Source organism: Bacillus sp. PSXD-155 (assembly GCF_049310765.1).
GTDB classification, from domain to species: Bacteria; Bacillota; Bacilli; order Bacillales; family Bacillaceae_G; genus Bacillus_A; species Bacillus_A cereus.
Genome location: NZ_JBMOWC010000007.1, coordinates 194,325 through 208,761 on the forward strand (window position 1 = coordinate 194,325; position 14,437 = coordinate 208,761).

Here is a 14,437-nt window from a genome sequence, read left to right on the forward strand (position 1 = left end):
AAATGAAGCAGCAGTATACAGCGTATGAGAAATTACAGTATGAAGAAATGACAGGCGCTGGGCATGTGATTCAATGTTTAAAGAGATTAGGTGTAACGACCGTTTTCGGCTATCCGGGCGGAGCAATCTTGCCAATATACGATGCTTTATACGAAAGTGGTTTGAAACATGTTTTAACTCGTCATGAACAAGCTGCCATTCATGCGGCTGAAGGATATGCGAGAGCTTCTGGAAAGGTCGGGGTAGTCTTTGCTACCTCTGGCCCAGGGGCGACAAATTTAGTTACGGGTTTAGCAGACGCTTATATGGATTCGATTCCTTTAGTTGTCATTACCGGGCAAGTTGCAACGCCTTTAATTGGTAAAGATGGATTTCAAGAAGCGGATGTTGTCGGAATTACAGTACCTGTTACGAAGCATAATTACCAGGTTCGTGATGTGAATCATGTATCACGAATTGTGCAAGAAGCTTTTTATATCGCCAAAAGCGGGCGCCCGGGACCAGTATTAATTGATATTCCAAAAGATGTTCAAAATGCAAAAGTCACCAGTTTCTTTAATGAAGAAGTTGATATTCCGGGGTACAAACCAGAACTTGTACCAGACAGCATGAAACTTAGAGAGGTGGCTAAAGCAATTTCAAAATCTAAGCGTCCACTTCTTTATATTGGAGGAGGTGTCATTCATTCAGGTGGATCCGATGAACTCTTCGAATTCGCAAGGGAGAACCGTATTCCAGTCGTTTCAACTTTAATGGGACTTGGTGCATATCCACCGGATGATCCATTGTTTCTAGGGATGCTTGGTATGCATGGGACATACGCTGCTAATATGGCGGTAACAGAATGTGATTTACTACTTGCATTAGGTGTTCGCTTCGATGATCGTGTAACAGGAAAATTAGAACTTTTTTCTCCGCACTCGAAAAAAGTACATATTGATATTGATTCTTCTGAGTTTCATAAAAATGTAACTGTAGAACATCCGATTGTTGGTGATGTAAAAAAAGCGTTACACATGCTGTTACATATGTCTATTTATACACAAACAGACGAATGGCTTCAGAAAGTAAAGACATGGAAAGAAGAATATCCACTTTCTTATAAGCAAAAAGAATCTGAGTTAAAACCACAGCATGTGATCAACTTAGTAAGTGAATTAACGAATGGTGAAGCGATTGTCACAACAGAAGTAGGTCAGCATCAAATGTGGGCTGCTCACTTCTATAAAGCAAGAAAACCTCGGACGTTCCTTACCTCTGGAGGATTAGGAACAATGGGGTTTGGTTTTCCAGCGGCAATTGGTGCTCAGCTAGCTAAAAAAGAAGAACTTGTCATTTGTATTGCAGGTGACGCTTCTTTTCAAATGAACATTCAAGAACTACAAACAATTGCTGAAAATAACATCCCTGTAAAAGTATTTATCATAAATAACAAATTTTTAGGGATGGTAAGGCAATGGCAAGAAATGTTTTATGAAAATCGTTTATCAGAATCAAAAATTGGATCACCAGATTTTGTGAAAGTAGCAGAAGCTTATGGAGTAAAGGGATTAAGAGCAACAAATTCAACCGAGGCAAAACAAGTGATGTTAGAAGCATTTGCTCATGAAGGTCCTGTCGTAGTTGATTTTTGTGTAGAAGAAGGTGAAAACGTATTTCCGATGGTTCCGCCAAACAAAGGGAATAACGAAATGATTATGAAGAGGTGGGAAGAATGAGTCATACTTTTTCACTCGTTATTCATAACGAGCCAAGCGTCTTATTACGTATAAGTGGGATTTTTGCTCGGCGTGGTTATTATATTTCTTCTTTACATTTAAAAGAAAGAGATACTAGTGGTGTTTCTGAAATGAAACTCACAGCAGTTTGTACTGAAAATGAAGCGACATTACTTGTTAGTCAGTTGAAAAAATTAATTGATGTTCTGCAAGTAAATAAATTATAAGGAGTGTATGGAATATGAAAACATATTATGAAAAAGATGCAAATGTAGAGTTATTACAAGGAAAAACTGTTGCAGTAGTTGGTTATGGATCACAAGGTCATGCGCAAGCACAAAATTTACGTGATTCTGGTGTAGAGGTTGTAGTTGGTGTTCGTCCTGGTAAGTCGTATGAAGTAGCGAAAGCGGATGGATTTGAAGTAATGTCTGTTTCAGAAGCGGTTCGAACCGCACAAGTTGTACAAATGTTATTGCCAGATGAACAGCAAGCTCATGTGTATAAAGCAGAGGTAGAAGAGAATCTTCGTGAAGGACAAATGTTACTTTTCTCACATGGATTTAACATTCACTTCGGACAAATTAATCCGCCAAGTTACGTAGATGTAGCGATGGTCGCACCAAAAAGTCCAGGACATCTCGTTCGCCGTGTATTCCAAGAAGGAAATGGTGTTCCGGCATTAGTCGCAGTACATCAAGATGCTACGGGCACGGCATTAAGCGTAGCACTTGCGTATGCAAAAGGTGTAGGTTGTACACGTGCAGGTGTAATTGAAACGACATTCCAAGAAGAAACAGAAACAGATTTATTCGGAGAGCAAGCTGTACTTTGTGGCGGGGTAACTGCACTTGTGAAAGCTGGTTTTGAAACATTAACAGAAGGCGGATATCGTCCTGAAATTGCATACTTTGAATGTTTGCATGAATTAAAGCTAATTGTTGACTTAATGTACGAAGGTGGATTAACGACTATGCGCCATTCTATTTCAGATACGGCAGAGTTTGGAGATTATGTAACAGGATCGAGAATTGTTACAGATGAAACGAAGAAGGAAATGAAGCGTGTTCTTACAGAAATTCAGCAAGGTGAATTTGCGAAGAAATGGATTTTAGAAAATCAAGCAGGGCGTCCGACGTATAATGCAATGAAAAAAGCAGAGCAAAATCATCAATTAGAAAAAGTAGGAGCAGAGCTTCGTGAAATGATGAGCTGGATTCATGCACCGAAAGAATTAGTAAAGAAATAGAGTAAGAGAGTATAAATGAAAAATATGTAAGAGGGGATTTGACAAGATGAGAAGTGACATGATTAAAAAAGGTTTTGATAAAGCGCCGCACCGTAGTTTATTAAAAGCAACTGGTTTGAAAGATGAAGATTTTGATAAACCTTTCATAGCAATTTGTAATTCTTTTATTGAAATTATTCCAGGGCATAAACACTTGAACGAGTTTGGGAAACTTGTAAAAGAAGCCGTTCGCGCGGCAGGTATGGTACCATTCGAATTCAATACAATTGGAGTTGACGATGGTATTGCGATGGGACATATCGGTATGCGTTATTCTCTGCCGAGTCGTGAAATTATTGCAGATTCAGTAGAAACGGTTGTAAATGCACACTGGTTTGACGGCATGATTTGTATCCCAAACTGTGACAAAATTACACCAGGTATGATGATGGCTGCACTTCGTATTAACATTCCGACTGTGTTTGTTTCAGGCGGTCCGATGGCGGCTGGAAAAACGTCAAAAGGAGAAGTTGTTGATTTAAGCTCTGTTTTTGAAGGGGTAGGAGCTTATCAATCTGGGAAAATTTCAGAAGAAGAATTAAAAGATATTGAAGATCATGGCTGTCCATCTTGTGGCTCTTGTTCGGGTATGTTTACCGCGAACTCTATGAATTGTTTATGTGAAGTGTTAGGTTTAGCTCTTCCTGGTAACGGGAGTATTTTAGCAATTGATCCAAGACGCGAAGAGTTAATTAAACAAGCAGCAGAGAAATTGAAAATTTTAATTGAAAGAGATATTAAGCCGCGTGATATTGTAACAGAAGAAGCAATTGACGATGCTTTTGCACTTGATATGGCGATGGGTGGATCAACGAATACAGTATTACATACGCTAGCACTCGCACAAGAGGCAGGACTAGATTATGATATGAATCGTATTGATGCAGTTTCAAGACGTGTACCCCATTTATGTAAAGTAAGTCCAGCCTCAAATTGGCATATGGAAGATATTGATCGTGCGGGCGGGATTAGTGCAATTTTGAAAGAGATGAGCCGGAAAGAAGGAGTACTTCATCTTGATCGAATAACTGCTACTGGGCAAACATTAAGAGAAAATATTGCTGAGGCAGAGATTAAAGATAAGGAAGTTATTCACTCTCTCGAAAACCCTCATAGTGAGGAAGGAGGATTGCGTATATTAAAAGGCAACCTTGCGAAAGATGGAGCAGTTATTAAAAGCGGTGCAACAGAGGTAAAGCGTTTTGAAGGACCTTGTGTTATTTTTAATTCACAAGATGAGGCACTTGCTGGCATTATGCTTGGGAAAGTGAAAAAAGGAGATGTAGTTGTCATTCGTTATGAAGGACCAAGAGGTGGCCCTGGTATGCCAGAAATGTTAGCACCAACATCAGCAATTGCTGGAATGGGATTAGGTGCTGAGGTTGCATTATTAACGGATGGACGTTTTTCTGGAGCTTCACGTGGAATTTCAGTAGGACATATTTCACCAGAAGCAGCAGCGGGCGGGATGATTGCACTTCTTGAACAAGGGGATATTGTATGTATTGATGTTGAAGAACGCTTGCTAGAAGTAAGGGTGAGTGATGAGGAATTAGAAAAGCGTAAAAAAGAATGGAAACGACCAGAACCGAAAGTGAAAACTGGCTGGCTTGGACGTTATGCACAAATGGTAACATCGGCGAATACAGGGGCTGTTCTGAAAATCCCGAATTTTGATTGAGCCAATTTAAAAGAGATAAGGATGATATATAATGGTGCAAAAGATAAAGGAGAGAGTGAAAATTGAAGATATCTTAATGGCCCATAATTGCATGAAAGATATCGTTATTAAAACACCGTTACAACGTGATACAGTTTTATCTGAGAAATATGATTGTGACGTTTATGTAAAACGAGAAGACTTACAATTAATTCGCTCTTTCAAAATTCGTGGTGCATACAATTTGATTCAAAGTTTACCGAAAGAAAAGTTACAAAACGGTGTTGTTTGTGCAAGTGCTGGTAATCATGCGCAAGGAGTTGCTTATACGTGTAATTTATTGAAGATTACGTCAAAAATATTTATGCCCACAACAACACCGAAACAAAAAGTATCACAAGTACAATTTTTCGGTGGTGATTTCGCAGAGATTGTATTAGTTGGTGATACATTCGATAGCTCTTTCCAAGAAGCACAGTGTTATTGTGAAGAAAATAGAATGACATTTGTTCATCCGTTTGATGATCCGTATGTAGTTGCTGGTCAAGGGACAGTGGCAGTTGAAATTATGCATGATATGGAGAAACCGGTTGATTATATCTTTACAGCAATCGGTGGTGGTGGATTAGCATCAGGAGTTGGAACATATGTAAAAGGTGTTAGTCCTACTACAAAGGTTATTGGTGTAGAGCCAATGGGAGCTGCATCTATGAAAGAGGCTTTTCTTCAAAATGAAAATGTGGCATTGGATAAAATAGATAGCTTTGTTGATGGGGCAGCTGTTAAAAAAGTAGGAAAGTTAACATTTGAAACTTGTAAAGATGTAATTGATGATATTGTTTTAGTACCAGAGGGGAAAGTTTGTACGACGATTTTAGAACTGTATAAGAAAAATGCGATTGTAGCTGAACCGGCTGGTGCACTCTCTATTGCAGCACTTGATTTATACAGGGATGAAATAAAAGGTAAAACAGTTGTATGTACGCTAAGTGGTGGAAATAATGATATTGATAGAATGCAAGAAATGAAAGAGCGTTCGCTCATTTATGAAGGACTGAAACATTACTTTATCATTGAATTTCCGCAACGTTCAGGTGCGCTAAGAGAATTTCTTGATAAAGGATTAGGACCAGAAGATGACATTACGCGCTTTGAGTATATTAAGAAACATAATAAAGAAAATGGTCCAGCATTAGTCGGCGTAGAATTAAAACATAAAGAAGATTATGAGCAATTAATTACTCGCTTTAAAGAAAATAATATTCAATTTATGGAACTTAATAAAAACCCAGTTTTGTTTGATTTGCTTATTTAATAGAAGGAAAGAGTTAGAATGTAAATAAAAAAGATAGATACAAGCGAGGAAATATAGTGCTTGTTCTATCTTTTTTATAGTTAAACTAGGTACTCATTAAATTCAAGAAGAATAAAGCTAGCTAACCAAAAAAATATCGCAATGCGAATAATTACATACATTGTAAATTCAAAGGGAGTAAGATTTCTCTCTCGCTTTATTTTTTTAAATAGTCTCACAGAATAAAAGGAACATAAAAGTAGGATTGCTATAGACATTTTATAAACGTTCTCTAACAAACTTACATTTTCTAATAAGTCTTTCAGCATGTTTATCACCTATTCTGTAAAGTATATTACAGAGAAATAGATCTTGAGCTGTCTAGTTTCGTTTGTTTTTTATTTTCCCTGTATCATCAATTTCTACATCAGTTGAAATTGTTTGTAAATATTGAAGAGCTTTTTTCTTTTCTCCCTCATTTACAGGGGAAACTTGGTTGTTGCGAATGATATAAGGATTGAATGACATTTGGACATCCTTTCCTTTAAAAGTTAAAGTTAATACGCCAGTTTCAGCGCTTTTCCCATTCACATAACTCGGGAATAAAAAGTTACCTAATGAGTAAGCGATAGGAACTTTATTATAATACTCAAACCCTTGTAACCAATGTGGATGGCTTCCGACAATTGCGTTAGCTCCTGCTTCAACCATTTTAGGTACATATTGCTTTTGGTATTCTACCGGACGATTTGATTTTTCAACGCCCCAATGCATATAGACGATTAAATAGTCTGCATCTTGTTTTTGTTCTTTAATTGTTTTTGTTACAAGATTTAAATCATAGCCATTCGCAACGCCAGGTTTATTCTCACCAGCTACCCAATTAGAATCAGGCATAAATCGAACGAAGGAAAGAAATTTAAACTTTTTCCCTTTTACGGTCATTTCTCGTGCTGTATATGCATCTTTCGCATTTTTTCCGGCTCCAATGTAAGGGAACTTTAATTTTTCTACGTGAGAAATCGTATCTAATAATCCATCTTGCCCATAATCAAGTGTGTGGTTATTCCCAATATTTACGATGTCATATCCAGTGTTTTTAATAGCTTGTAGTGTAGATGGATCACTTTTAATCCAAAACAGTTGCCCAGGTGCTTTCTTTTCTTTCGTTGTAAATGCCGACTCTAAATTCACAAAAGAAATATCAGCTTTTTTTATTTCTTCTTTTACATGTTGGAATGGGTAATCAGCCCCATTTTTTTCGATTATAGGACGTAATTGCCAATCGAACATTGTATCACCAGAGAAGGTGAGTGTGATTTCTTGGTCTTCTATTTTCTTTTCGCTTTTTGAAGCGGTTTTACTAGATTTGTTTTGCAAATCGGGTTTGTCTTTTGCTTTTGAAATAAAAGAGTAATTGATTAATAAAACAATCGGTGTAATGAAAAAGGCTATTAACAAAAATCGTTTTAGTAAAGTTTTCATATATACCTTCCCTTTTAATATTATCCCGCAATTAAATTAACACTGAATCTATTAAAGGTAATTAAAGTTACAAAAAATAGCGGGTTATGTAGTGGAAAACATTTGTTAATATTCTCAATATTAAGTTAACATATAGATAACCTGTAAATCAATGTATAAACCAAAATATAGAAATAAAGAATTCGAAGGGTGAAGAATGAGAAATGGTTATATTAGGAGCAGTTGTAAATGGGATTTGTATTATATTTGGTACTTTACTTGGTAAATTATTTAGTAGGATTCCAGAAAGTATGAAAGGGACGATAATGCACGCAATCGGTTTAGCGGTTACTGTGCTTGGGCTTCAAATGGCATTAAAAAGTGAAAACTTTCTTGTTGTCATACTGAGTTTAGTGATTGGTACGGTAATTGGAGAATGGTTACAATTAGAAGAAAAGTTAAAACATTTAGGGGATTGGCTAGAAAATAAAGTTGGATCGAAAGGGAAAGGTAGCATATCAGAAGGTTTTGTAACAGCTACTTTAATTTTTGCAATTGGCGCGATGGGGATACTTGGTGCACTTGACAGTGGGATTCGCGGAAATCATGATATTTTATTTACAAAGGCGATTATCGATGGATTTATTTCTATTATATTAACGACAACTCTAGGAATTGGCGTAGTATTTTCGGCGATTCCAGTTGTTTTATATGAAGGTGGTATTGCAGTTTTTGCAACACAAATTAATAGTTTTGTCCCGAAAGAATTAATGAACCAATTTATAGTGGAGATGACGGCTACGGGCGGCATTATGATATCTGCTATTGGATTGAACTTGCTTAGTATTATTAAAATCAAGGTGGCAAATTTACTTCCAGGTATATTGGTAGTGGGTGTAATTGTTTCAATTATTTATGGTTACGGTTTAATGGATTATTAACCAACTTCATTTAGTGGGAGTTGGTTTTATTATGAAAAAAATGTGGGATTGTAGTGATTTTCACTAGAAAATAGCGGGTTTTGTAGTAAATCTTACATATAAAGCAAATTACTAAACTTTTTACAAGAAAGGGTGTAGAATGGGTATCTAAAGAAAGAAGGTGTGAAAATGGCCAGCTGGAAACGGAATTTAATGATTTGTTGGCTAGGTTGTTTTACCACTGCAGCCGGTATGAGTTTAGTAATTCCTTTCTTATCTTTTTATATTGAGGAATTAGGAGTAACTGGCACTTCAAGCATTGCACAGTGGTCGGGACTTGCATTTGGTGTAACATTTTTAATGGGTGCGATCGTATCACCAATATGGGGGAAGCTTGGTGATATACATGGACGGAAATTGATGCTTATTCGTGCTAGCCTTGGTATGGCGATTATTATGACGCTTATGGGATTTGTAACGGATGTGTATCAACTAGTCGCACTAAGATTTTTAATGGGAGCAGTATCTGGTTTCCTTTCAACAGCGATGACATTTATTGCAGCAGAAACTCCGAAAGAACATTCAGGTTGGGCGATTTCCACAATTTCAACTGGTGGTGTGAGCGGTTCGTTACTTGGCCCGTTACTTGGAGGTTATTTGTCTGAGTTAATTGGAATGCGTCATGTCTTTCTTGTTACAGGAGCTTTTTTATTCCTTTCCTTTCTCATCGTTTTTTTCTTCCTGCATGAAGAAAATCACTCTGCTCAAGCAAAAAAAACACAGCCGAAAAAAGTATGGACGATGGTCCCAGCGAAGCATTTAATTATTAGTTTATTTGTAACAACATTTATTATTCAACTTGCTAATATGTCAGTTCAACCAATTGTTACATTGTACGTGAAAAATTTAGTAGGTCCTCATACTGCACATATTGAAACAATTGCGGGTGCAGTTATGTCAGCGACAGGATTAGCAGTTATTTTGGCAGCACCAAGACTAGGAAGATTATCAGATCATATCGGTCCTCAAAAAACGTTAGTTGTAGCGTTATTTGCAGCAGGAATTATTTTTATCCCGCAAGCATTTGTAACCTCAGCTTGGCAACTATTAATTCTTCGATTTTTATTAGGTATCGCAAAAGCAGGATTATTGCCTTCCGTACAAACTCTACTAAAACAACATACACCAACCCATGTTACGGGACGAATATTTGGATATAATCAGTCGTTTCAGTTTTTAGGAAATATGATTGGGCCAGTGCTCGGGGGACAAATTGCAGCGCATGCAGGCTTCCAATATGTTTTCCTCTCTACATCATCACTATTATTTATTGCGTGTATTTGGGTTTATTTTCATAATAAGAACGAAGAAGTATCAGAGAAACAACGTTTGGAAGTTAGTTAACTAAGTGAATGAAAAAGAAAAAGGATGAAGCAACATGTACTTCATCCTTTTTCTTTAAAATCGAAGACAGAGATAACTTAATGTACCAAGCTCATAACTACGGTGAATGACTTCACCGCTATTCTCGCCACTTCCCATTGCAATAAACAAAGGAACAAAATGCTCTGCTCTTGGTACTGCTAATTGTGCATGAGGAGCATTATTCTCCCAATTAAACAATGCATCTTTATCGTTATTCTGCATATGTTTAATAATCCAATCATCAAATTCAATTGCCCATTTTTCAGGAGTAGTTTGATTCCATTTCAGTGCTCGTAAATTATGAATGGTAACGCCACTACCGATTACTAAAATATCTTCTTGTCCGAGTCCTTTAAGTGCTTCTCCAATTTCAAATTGTTCTTTTGCAGAAAGGAATGGATTTACTGATATTTGCACGACAGGAATATTTGCTTCTGGATACATGCGGTACAGGAGTGTCCATGAACCATGATCTAAACCTCTCGTCATATTATGATGGACTGGAATACCTTTGTTTCTAAATTTTGTTTCTAACATAGATGCAATGCTAGAAGAGCCTTTCGCACGATATTTGATTTCGTATAACTCAGGGGGGAAACCTCCAAAATCATAAATTGTTTCATACTCGTTATCTGATGAGGAAATCGTTAATACTTCACTTTCCCAGTGAGCAGTGAAAATAACAATTGCTTTCGGTTTATATGTTTCTCCAAGTGTTTTTAAAAATCGTGTATAGTCTGTATCTTGAATAGCGAGCATAGGCGAACCATGTGCTAAAAATAGTGATGGCATCATAATAGTAGAAACCTCCTAAAAATTATATAATTACTTTATGTAAGTAACTATATAATTTTATTTTTGGTTCGTCAAGAGATTAGTTTGAAAGCAAGTCTGAAAAATACATCATTTGTCATAATGAAAGCAATTACATATAATATAAAATAAGAAAAGTGAATGGATATTCATTTTTCTTAAAGGTATACATAATAAATTTGGGGGCTGACGAAATGAATGTACAGGAAAGTTTCGTTACGGCATTGGATGGATCGGAAATTTATTTGCGTAAATGGTTACCAGAAGGAGATCCGAAAGGAATTATTCAGATTGCACATGGCATGACAGAGCATGCAGGGGTGTATACAGAATTTGTAGATGCTTTATTGGAAGCAGGTTATGGTGTTTATGCGCATGATCATAAAGGACATGGGAAAACAGTAAAAAAAGAAGAAGATTATGGTCATTTTGAACCAAATATAGGGTGGAATCAAGTTGTATCGGATGTTATCTTTGTTTCAGAAAGGATAAAAGAAGAACAGTCAAGTCCTTTGTTTTTACTTGGACATAGTATGGGTTCTTTTTTATCAAGACGTGCTGTACAACTTAGGGGTGAACTATATGATGGATTTCTAATTTCAGGAACAGGTGGAAATCCAGGGCTTTTAGGAGCTATTGGTCATAAAGTAGCAACAATCGAAATGAAATTGCGCGGGGCAAAAACGAAAAGTCCAATGTTAAACTTTTTATCTTTCGGAAACTTCAATTCGAACTTTAAGCCAAATCGTACAAAATTTGATTGGTTATCTTCAGATAATAATCAAGTTGATAAATATATTGCGGATCCGTTATGTGGTTTCATTTGTACGACGAGTTTTTACCGAGAATTATTTTCTGGAGTATTAGAAGTAAATAAACTAGAAGAATACAAGAAGACGCCAAAGAATCTTCCAATACATATATTCTCTGGTGATCGTGATCCTGTTGGCGATATGGGGAAAGGTGTAAAAGAAGTATATGAAAACTATAAAAAATGTGGTGTGAAAGACGTGACACTACGTTTATATGAAAATGGTAGACATGAAATGTTTCATGAAGTAAATAAGGATGAAGTATTTAAAGATTTAATTTCGTGGTTAGATGCGCATAATAAATGAGAAAGATAATCCCAAACTGTTTGTAGTTTGGGATTATTTATTATACAGAAATAGGGGCAATAAATTCTTAAATTCACTTTACTTAATAAAAAATAAATCTTATTCTATAGTCGTTAAAAAAATAAAGAAATATTGTATGAGAGGAAACCTCACTTTTCTGAAGTGAGGTTTTTTGTAGTAACGAAGTAATAGTGAATAAAACTAATTTTAAAAGTAACTTAAAATCAAACTTTTTATAAAGCAACAGATGCCTGTTCATAATAGTAGTATAATAGTGAATGAGGTGTTAATAGAATGGAAGATAGAACGTTAGGTTTATTACTAGATGTTGTTGGTGAATTATTTTCAGATGAAATTTCAATTGCTGTTTCGAATACGAAAGAATATATTTACTATCGGCCAAGTAAACGAATTGATTTAAAGATTAGTGTCGGGGATCCTATAAAGGAAGGAACGATTGCTCATAAATCGATGGTGATGAATCAAAAAACATCTGAGTTTATTAATCGGGATGTTTTTGGTATTCCTTATCATGGAATGGCTGTACCATTTTCAAACAATGGAAAGCTTGAAGGGTGCGTAACGGCAATTTATCCAGCTTTAACGGATGGAAAGTCAGTCGTTACTTTAAAAACAACAGACGGCTGGATTCCGGTTCCTTTTTCAAAGGTTATGTATTTAGAGGCTAAAGATAAAAAGACGTATGTGAATTCAGAAGAGTTATCAGGAACACATAAATACTCTCTACAAGAATTCGAATACTTGCTTCCGAAAGATTCATTTATTAGATGTCACCGTTCGTTTATTGTAAATGTTAATCATATTAAAGCGATTTATCCTGATACCCATTCTACTTTTGTACTTTCGATGGATAATGGTGAGAGGGTACCAGTTAGTCAATCATACGCTAGTTATTTCCGTAAGCTTCTAGGATTCTAAATTTTTCTGCTTTAGAACCTAGATTTGCTGTTCTGTCTGAATTTTCGGCATTGTATACTAAAATCCCTATTTTGATAGTGTTAATGTGTAAAATAATTATGAATATTCAATGAGAGAGGGATTACATATGGAGAACAATTTAGATAGAATCAGAGATCAACGCCTAAAAGATCGGGTAGTTACACCTGAAGAAGCAGCTTCCTGGATTCAAAGTGGAATGACTTTAGGCTTAAGTGGGTTTACACGTGCAGGTGATGTGAAAGCAGTCCCATTTGCGCTTGTAAACCGAGTTAAGAATGATGAATCTTTTAAAGTAAATGTTTATACTGGGGCTTCTTTAGGCTCGGATGTAGACAAATTATTTGCTGAGGCAGGAATTTTAGGGAAACGATTGCCTTTCCAAGCTGATGCGACAATGCGAAAAGGAATTAATAACGGAGACTTTTTATTTGTAGATCAGCACTTATCTCATACAGCAGAGTTACTTCGTGCTGACGTTCTAGATATAGATTTCGCTATTTTGGAAGCGGTTGCGATTACAGAGGACGGAATGATTATTCCAACCACTTCAATTGGAAATTCCTTAGCGTTTTCCTTAAATGCTAAGTCTATTATTATTGAAATGAATATGGCTCAATCCGCGCAATTAGAGGGGCTACATGATCTATATGAACCAGGTAAACAAGGAGAGAGGCTTCCAATTCCGCTTGTGAAAACGGATGACCGAATTGGAACAATCGGTATTCCAATTGATCCTGAAAAAGTAAAGGGAATTGTGTTTACGAATCAATTGGATTCGCCATCGACAATTGTTCCTCCGGATGAAGAAACTGTTATTATGGCACAGCATTTAATCGAATTCCTTCGAGAAGAAGTCAAAGTAGGCCGATTAACAAATCGTTTAGCGCCGTTACAATCAGGAATTGGTTCAGTTGCTAACGCAGTATTGCACGGAATGTTAGGTTCAGAATTTGAAGATTTAGAAGTATATTCCGAGGTTTTACAAGATGCAGTTTTTGATCTTATGGATGCTGGAAAAGTCAATTTTGCTTCTTGTTGTTCTATAACGCTTTCTGAAGAGAAAATGCAACAAGTATTTTCTAACTTTGAAAAGTATCGTGACAAATTAATGATGCGTCCACAAGAGATTTCCAATCATCCTGAAATCATTCGTCGCCTTGGATTAATCTCAATTAATACTGCTTTAGAATTGGATATATATGGTAATGTTAACTCTACTCACGTTTTAGGTACAAAAATGATGAATGGTATTGGTGGGTCTGGTGATTTTGCAAGAAATGCCCGCCTAGCTATCTTTGTTACTAAATCGATTGCGAAGGGTGGGAACATTTCAAGCATCGTTCCTTTCGTTTCACATGTAGATCATACAGAACATGATGTAGATGTTATCGTCACTGAACAGGGGTATGCTGACTTAAGAGGGCTTGCGCCAAGAGAAAGAGTGGAACTTATTATTGAGAATTGCGCACATCCAATGTATCGTGATCAACTACGTGCTTATTACGAAGAAGCAAAAACAAGAGGTGGACAAACTCCTCATATTTTAGAAAAAGCTTTTTCTTGGCATACGAATTATGCTAAAAATGGAACAATGCTTGAAGCGGTAGTAGAAACTGTATAGGTTTGTATCGTACGAAATAGTAAAACGAATGAGTGAGTTTGAAGATTAAATTTTAGAAAAAGAGAACGCCAACTTTTAGGGATGGCGTTCTTTTTCTTTAAAAAATTTGTTGAAAATCGTACTGATTATAATAAAGAATTATAAAAGTAAGCTCTA

The 14,437-nt window shown here is 36.3% G+C and carries 13 protein-coding genes; 10 read left to right on the plus strand and 3 right to left on the minus strand.

Annotation, left to right across the window (positions count from 1 at the left end; translation table 11 throughout):
- Window positions 1–2 precede the first annotated feature (2 nt).
- From ilvB to ilvA, 5 genes are read left to right on the plus strand one after another with little or no spacing between them, the layout of a single operon-like run.
- Window positions 3–1,718, plus strand: a complete 1,716-nt coding sequence (ilvB, locus tag ACO6VI_RS10780; protein ID WP_049107166.1) for an acetolactate synthase large subunit — start codon at window positions 3–5, stop codon at window positions 1,716–1,718.
- A complete protein-coding gene (locus ACO6VI_RS10785) occupies window positions 1,715–1,945 on the plus strand; it encodes an ACT domain-containing protein (protein WP_000019909.1) in 231 nt (76 codons plus the stop codon). The genes ilvB and ACO6VI_RS10785 overlap by 4 nt, the downstream gene beginning before the upstream one ends.
- A gap of 14 nt (window positions 1,946–1,959) precedes the next feature.
- Complete coding sequence (gene ilvC, locus ACO6VI_RS10790; RefSeq protein ID WP_023521657.1) at window positions 1,960–2,967, plus strand: ketol-acid reductoisomerase; 1,008 nt, start codon at window positions 1,960–1,962, stop codon at window positions 2,965–2,967.
- A gap of 46 nt (window positions 2,968–3,013) precedes the next feature.
- Complete coding sequence (ilvD, locus tag ACO6VI_RS10795) at window positions 3,014–4,687, plus strand: dihydroxy-acid dehydratase (RefSeq protein WP_001255815.1); 1,674 nt, start codon at window positions 3,014–3,016, stop codon at window positions 4,685–4,687.
- A 31-nt stretch (window positions 4,688–4,718) separates the two neighbouring features.
- Complete coding sequence (gene ilvA, locus ACO6VI_RS10800; protein WP_000250222.1) at window positions 4,719–5,981, plus strand: threonine ammonia-lyase IlvA; 1,263 nt, start codon at window positions 4,719–4,721, stop codon at window positions 5,979–5,981.
- A gap of 80 nt (window positions 5,982–6,061) precedes the next feature.
- Here ilvA and ACO6VI_RS10805 read toward each other — a convergent pair whose 3' ends face one another.
- Complete coding sequence (locus tag ACO6VI_RS10805) at window positions 6,062–6,289, minus strand: hypothetical protein (RefSeq protein ID WP_023521660.1); 228 nt, start codon at window positions 6,287–6,289, stop codon at window positions 6,062–6,064.
- Window positions 6,290–6,341: 52 nt separating this feature from the next.
- The gene (locus tag ACO6VI_RS10810) at window positions 6,342–7,445 is read right to left on the minus strand and encodes a CapA family protein (protein WP_000854539.1); all 1,104 of its coding nucleotides are present in this window, start codon (window positions 7,443–7,445) and stop codon (window positions 6,342–6,344) included.
- Between the two features lie 203 nt (window positions 7,446–7,648).
- Between ACO6VI_RS10810 and ACO6VI_RS10815 the strand changes: the two genes are divergently transcribed.
- Both ACO6VI_RS10815 and ACO6VI_RS10820 read left to right on the plus strand, forming a co-directional pair.
- The gene (locus tag ACO6VI_RS10815; RefSeq protein WP_000236031.1) at window positions 7,649–8,365 is read left to right on the plus strand and encodes a DUF554 domain-containing protein; all 717 of its coding nucleotides are present in this window, start codon (window positions 7,649–7,651) and stop codon (window positions 8,363–8,365) included.
- Window positions 8,366–8,533: 168 nt separating this feature from the next.
- Window positions 8,534–9,748, plus strand: a complete 1,215-nt coding sequence (locus ACO6VI_RS10820; protein ID WP_422423321.1) for a multidrug efflux MFS transporter — start codon at window positions 8,534–8,536, stop codon at window positions 9,746–9,748.
- Window positions 9,749–9,802: 54 nt separating this feature from the next.
- On the opposite strand, the gene ACO6VI_RS10825 is transcribed toward ACO6VI_RS10820, so the two are convergent.
- Entirely contained in the window at window positions 9,803–10,564 is a 762-nt protein-coding gene (locus ACO6VI_RS10825; protein ID WP_161519784.1) for a DODA-type extradiol aromatic ring-opening family dioxygenase, read from the minus strand.
- A 212-nt stretch (window positions 10,565–10,776) separates the two neighbouring features.
- Between ACO6VI_RS10825 and ACO6VI_RS10830 the strand changes: the two genes are divergently transcribed.
- From ACO6VI_RS10830 to ACO6VI_RS10840, 3 genes are all read left to right on the plus strand, one after another.
- Window positions 10,777–11,700 carry an alpha/beta hydrolase gene (locus ACO6VI_RS10830; protein WP_001102576.1) on the plus strand — a complete coding sequence of 308 codons (924 nt, stop codon included), beginning with the start codon at window positions 10,777–10,779 and terminating at the stop codon, window positions 11,698–11,700.
- Between the two features lie 294 nt (window positions 11,701–11,994).
- The gene (locus ACO6VI_RS10835; protein ID WP_029441983.1) at window positions 11,995–12,639 is read left to right on the plus strand and encodes a LytTR family DNA-binding domain-containing protein; all 645 of its coding nucleotides are present in this window, start codon (window positions 11,995–11,997) and stop codon (window positions 12,637–12,639) included.
- Window positions 12,640–12,766: 127 nt separating this feature from the next.
- Window positions 12,767–14,281 (plus strand): acetyl-CoA hydrolase/transferase family protein, encoded by a 1,515-nt coding sequence (locus tag ACO6VI_RS10840; RefSeq protein WP_078993438.1) that lies wholly within the window; start codon window positions 12,767–12,769, stop codon window positions 14,279–14,281.
- Window positions 14,282–14,437: the final 156 nt, after the last annotated feature.

What these genes read in the sequence shown, in the direction of transcription:
- ilvB (WP_049107166.1), top strand. Translation starts at nt 3, where the DNA reads ATGAAGCAGCAGTATACAGCGTATGAGAAATTACAGTATGAAGAAATG.
- ACO6VI_RS10785 (WP_000019909.1), top strand. Translation starts at nt 1,715, where the DNA reads ATGAGTCATACTTTTTCACTCGTTATTCATAACGAGCCAAGCGTCTTA.
- ilvC (WP_023521657.1), top strand. Translation starts at nt 1,960, where the DNA reads ATGAAAACATATTATGAAAAAGATGCAAATGTAGAGTTATTACAAGGA.
- ilvD (WP_001255815.1), top strand. Translation starts at nt 3,014, where the DNA reads ATGAGAAGTGACATGATTAAAAAAGGTTTTGATAAAGCGCCGCACCGT.
- ilvA (WP_000250222.1), top strand. Translation starts at nt 4,719, where the DNA reads ATGGTGCAAAAGATAAAGGAGAGAGTGAAAATTGAAGATATCTTAATG.
- ACO6VI_RS10805 (WP_023521660.1), bottom strand. Translation starts at nt 6,289, where the DNA reads ATGCTGAAAGACTTATTAGAAAATGTAAGTTTGTTAGAGAACGTTTAT.
- ACO6VI_RS10810 (WP_000854539.1), bottom strand. Translation starts at nt 7,445, where the DNA reads ATGAAAACTTTACTAAAACGATTTTTGTTAATAGCCTTTTTCATTACA.
- ACO6VI_RS10815 (WP_000236031.1), top strand. Translation starts at nt 7,649, where the DNA reads ATGGTTATATTAGGAGCAGTTGTAAATGGGATTTGTATTATATTTGGT.
- ACO6VI_RS10820 (WP_422423321.1), top strand. Translation starts at nt 8,534, where the DNA reads ATGGCCAGCTGGAAACGGAATTTAATGATTTGTTGGCTAGGTTGTTTT.
- ACO6VI_RS10825 (WP_161519784.1), bottom strand. Translation starts at nt 10,564, where the DNA reads ATGATGCCATCACTATTTTTAGCACATGGTTCGCCTATGCTCGCTATT.
- ACO6VI_RS10830 (WP_001102576.1), top strand. Translation starts at nt 10,777, where the DNA reads ATGAATGTACAGGAAAGTTTCGTTACGGCATTGGATGGATCGGAAATT.
- ACO6VI_RS10835 (WP_029441983.1), top strand. Translation starts at nt 11,995, where the DNA reads ATGGAAGATAGAACGTTAGGTTTATTACTAGATGTTGTTGGTGAATTA.
- ACO6VI_RS10840 (WP_078993438.1), top strand. Translation starts at nt 12,767, where the DNA reads ATGGAGAACAATTTAGATAGAATCAGAGATCAACGCCTAAAAGATCGG.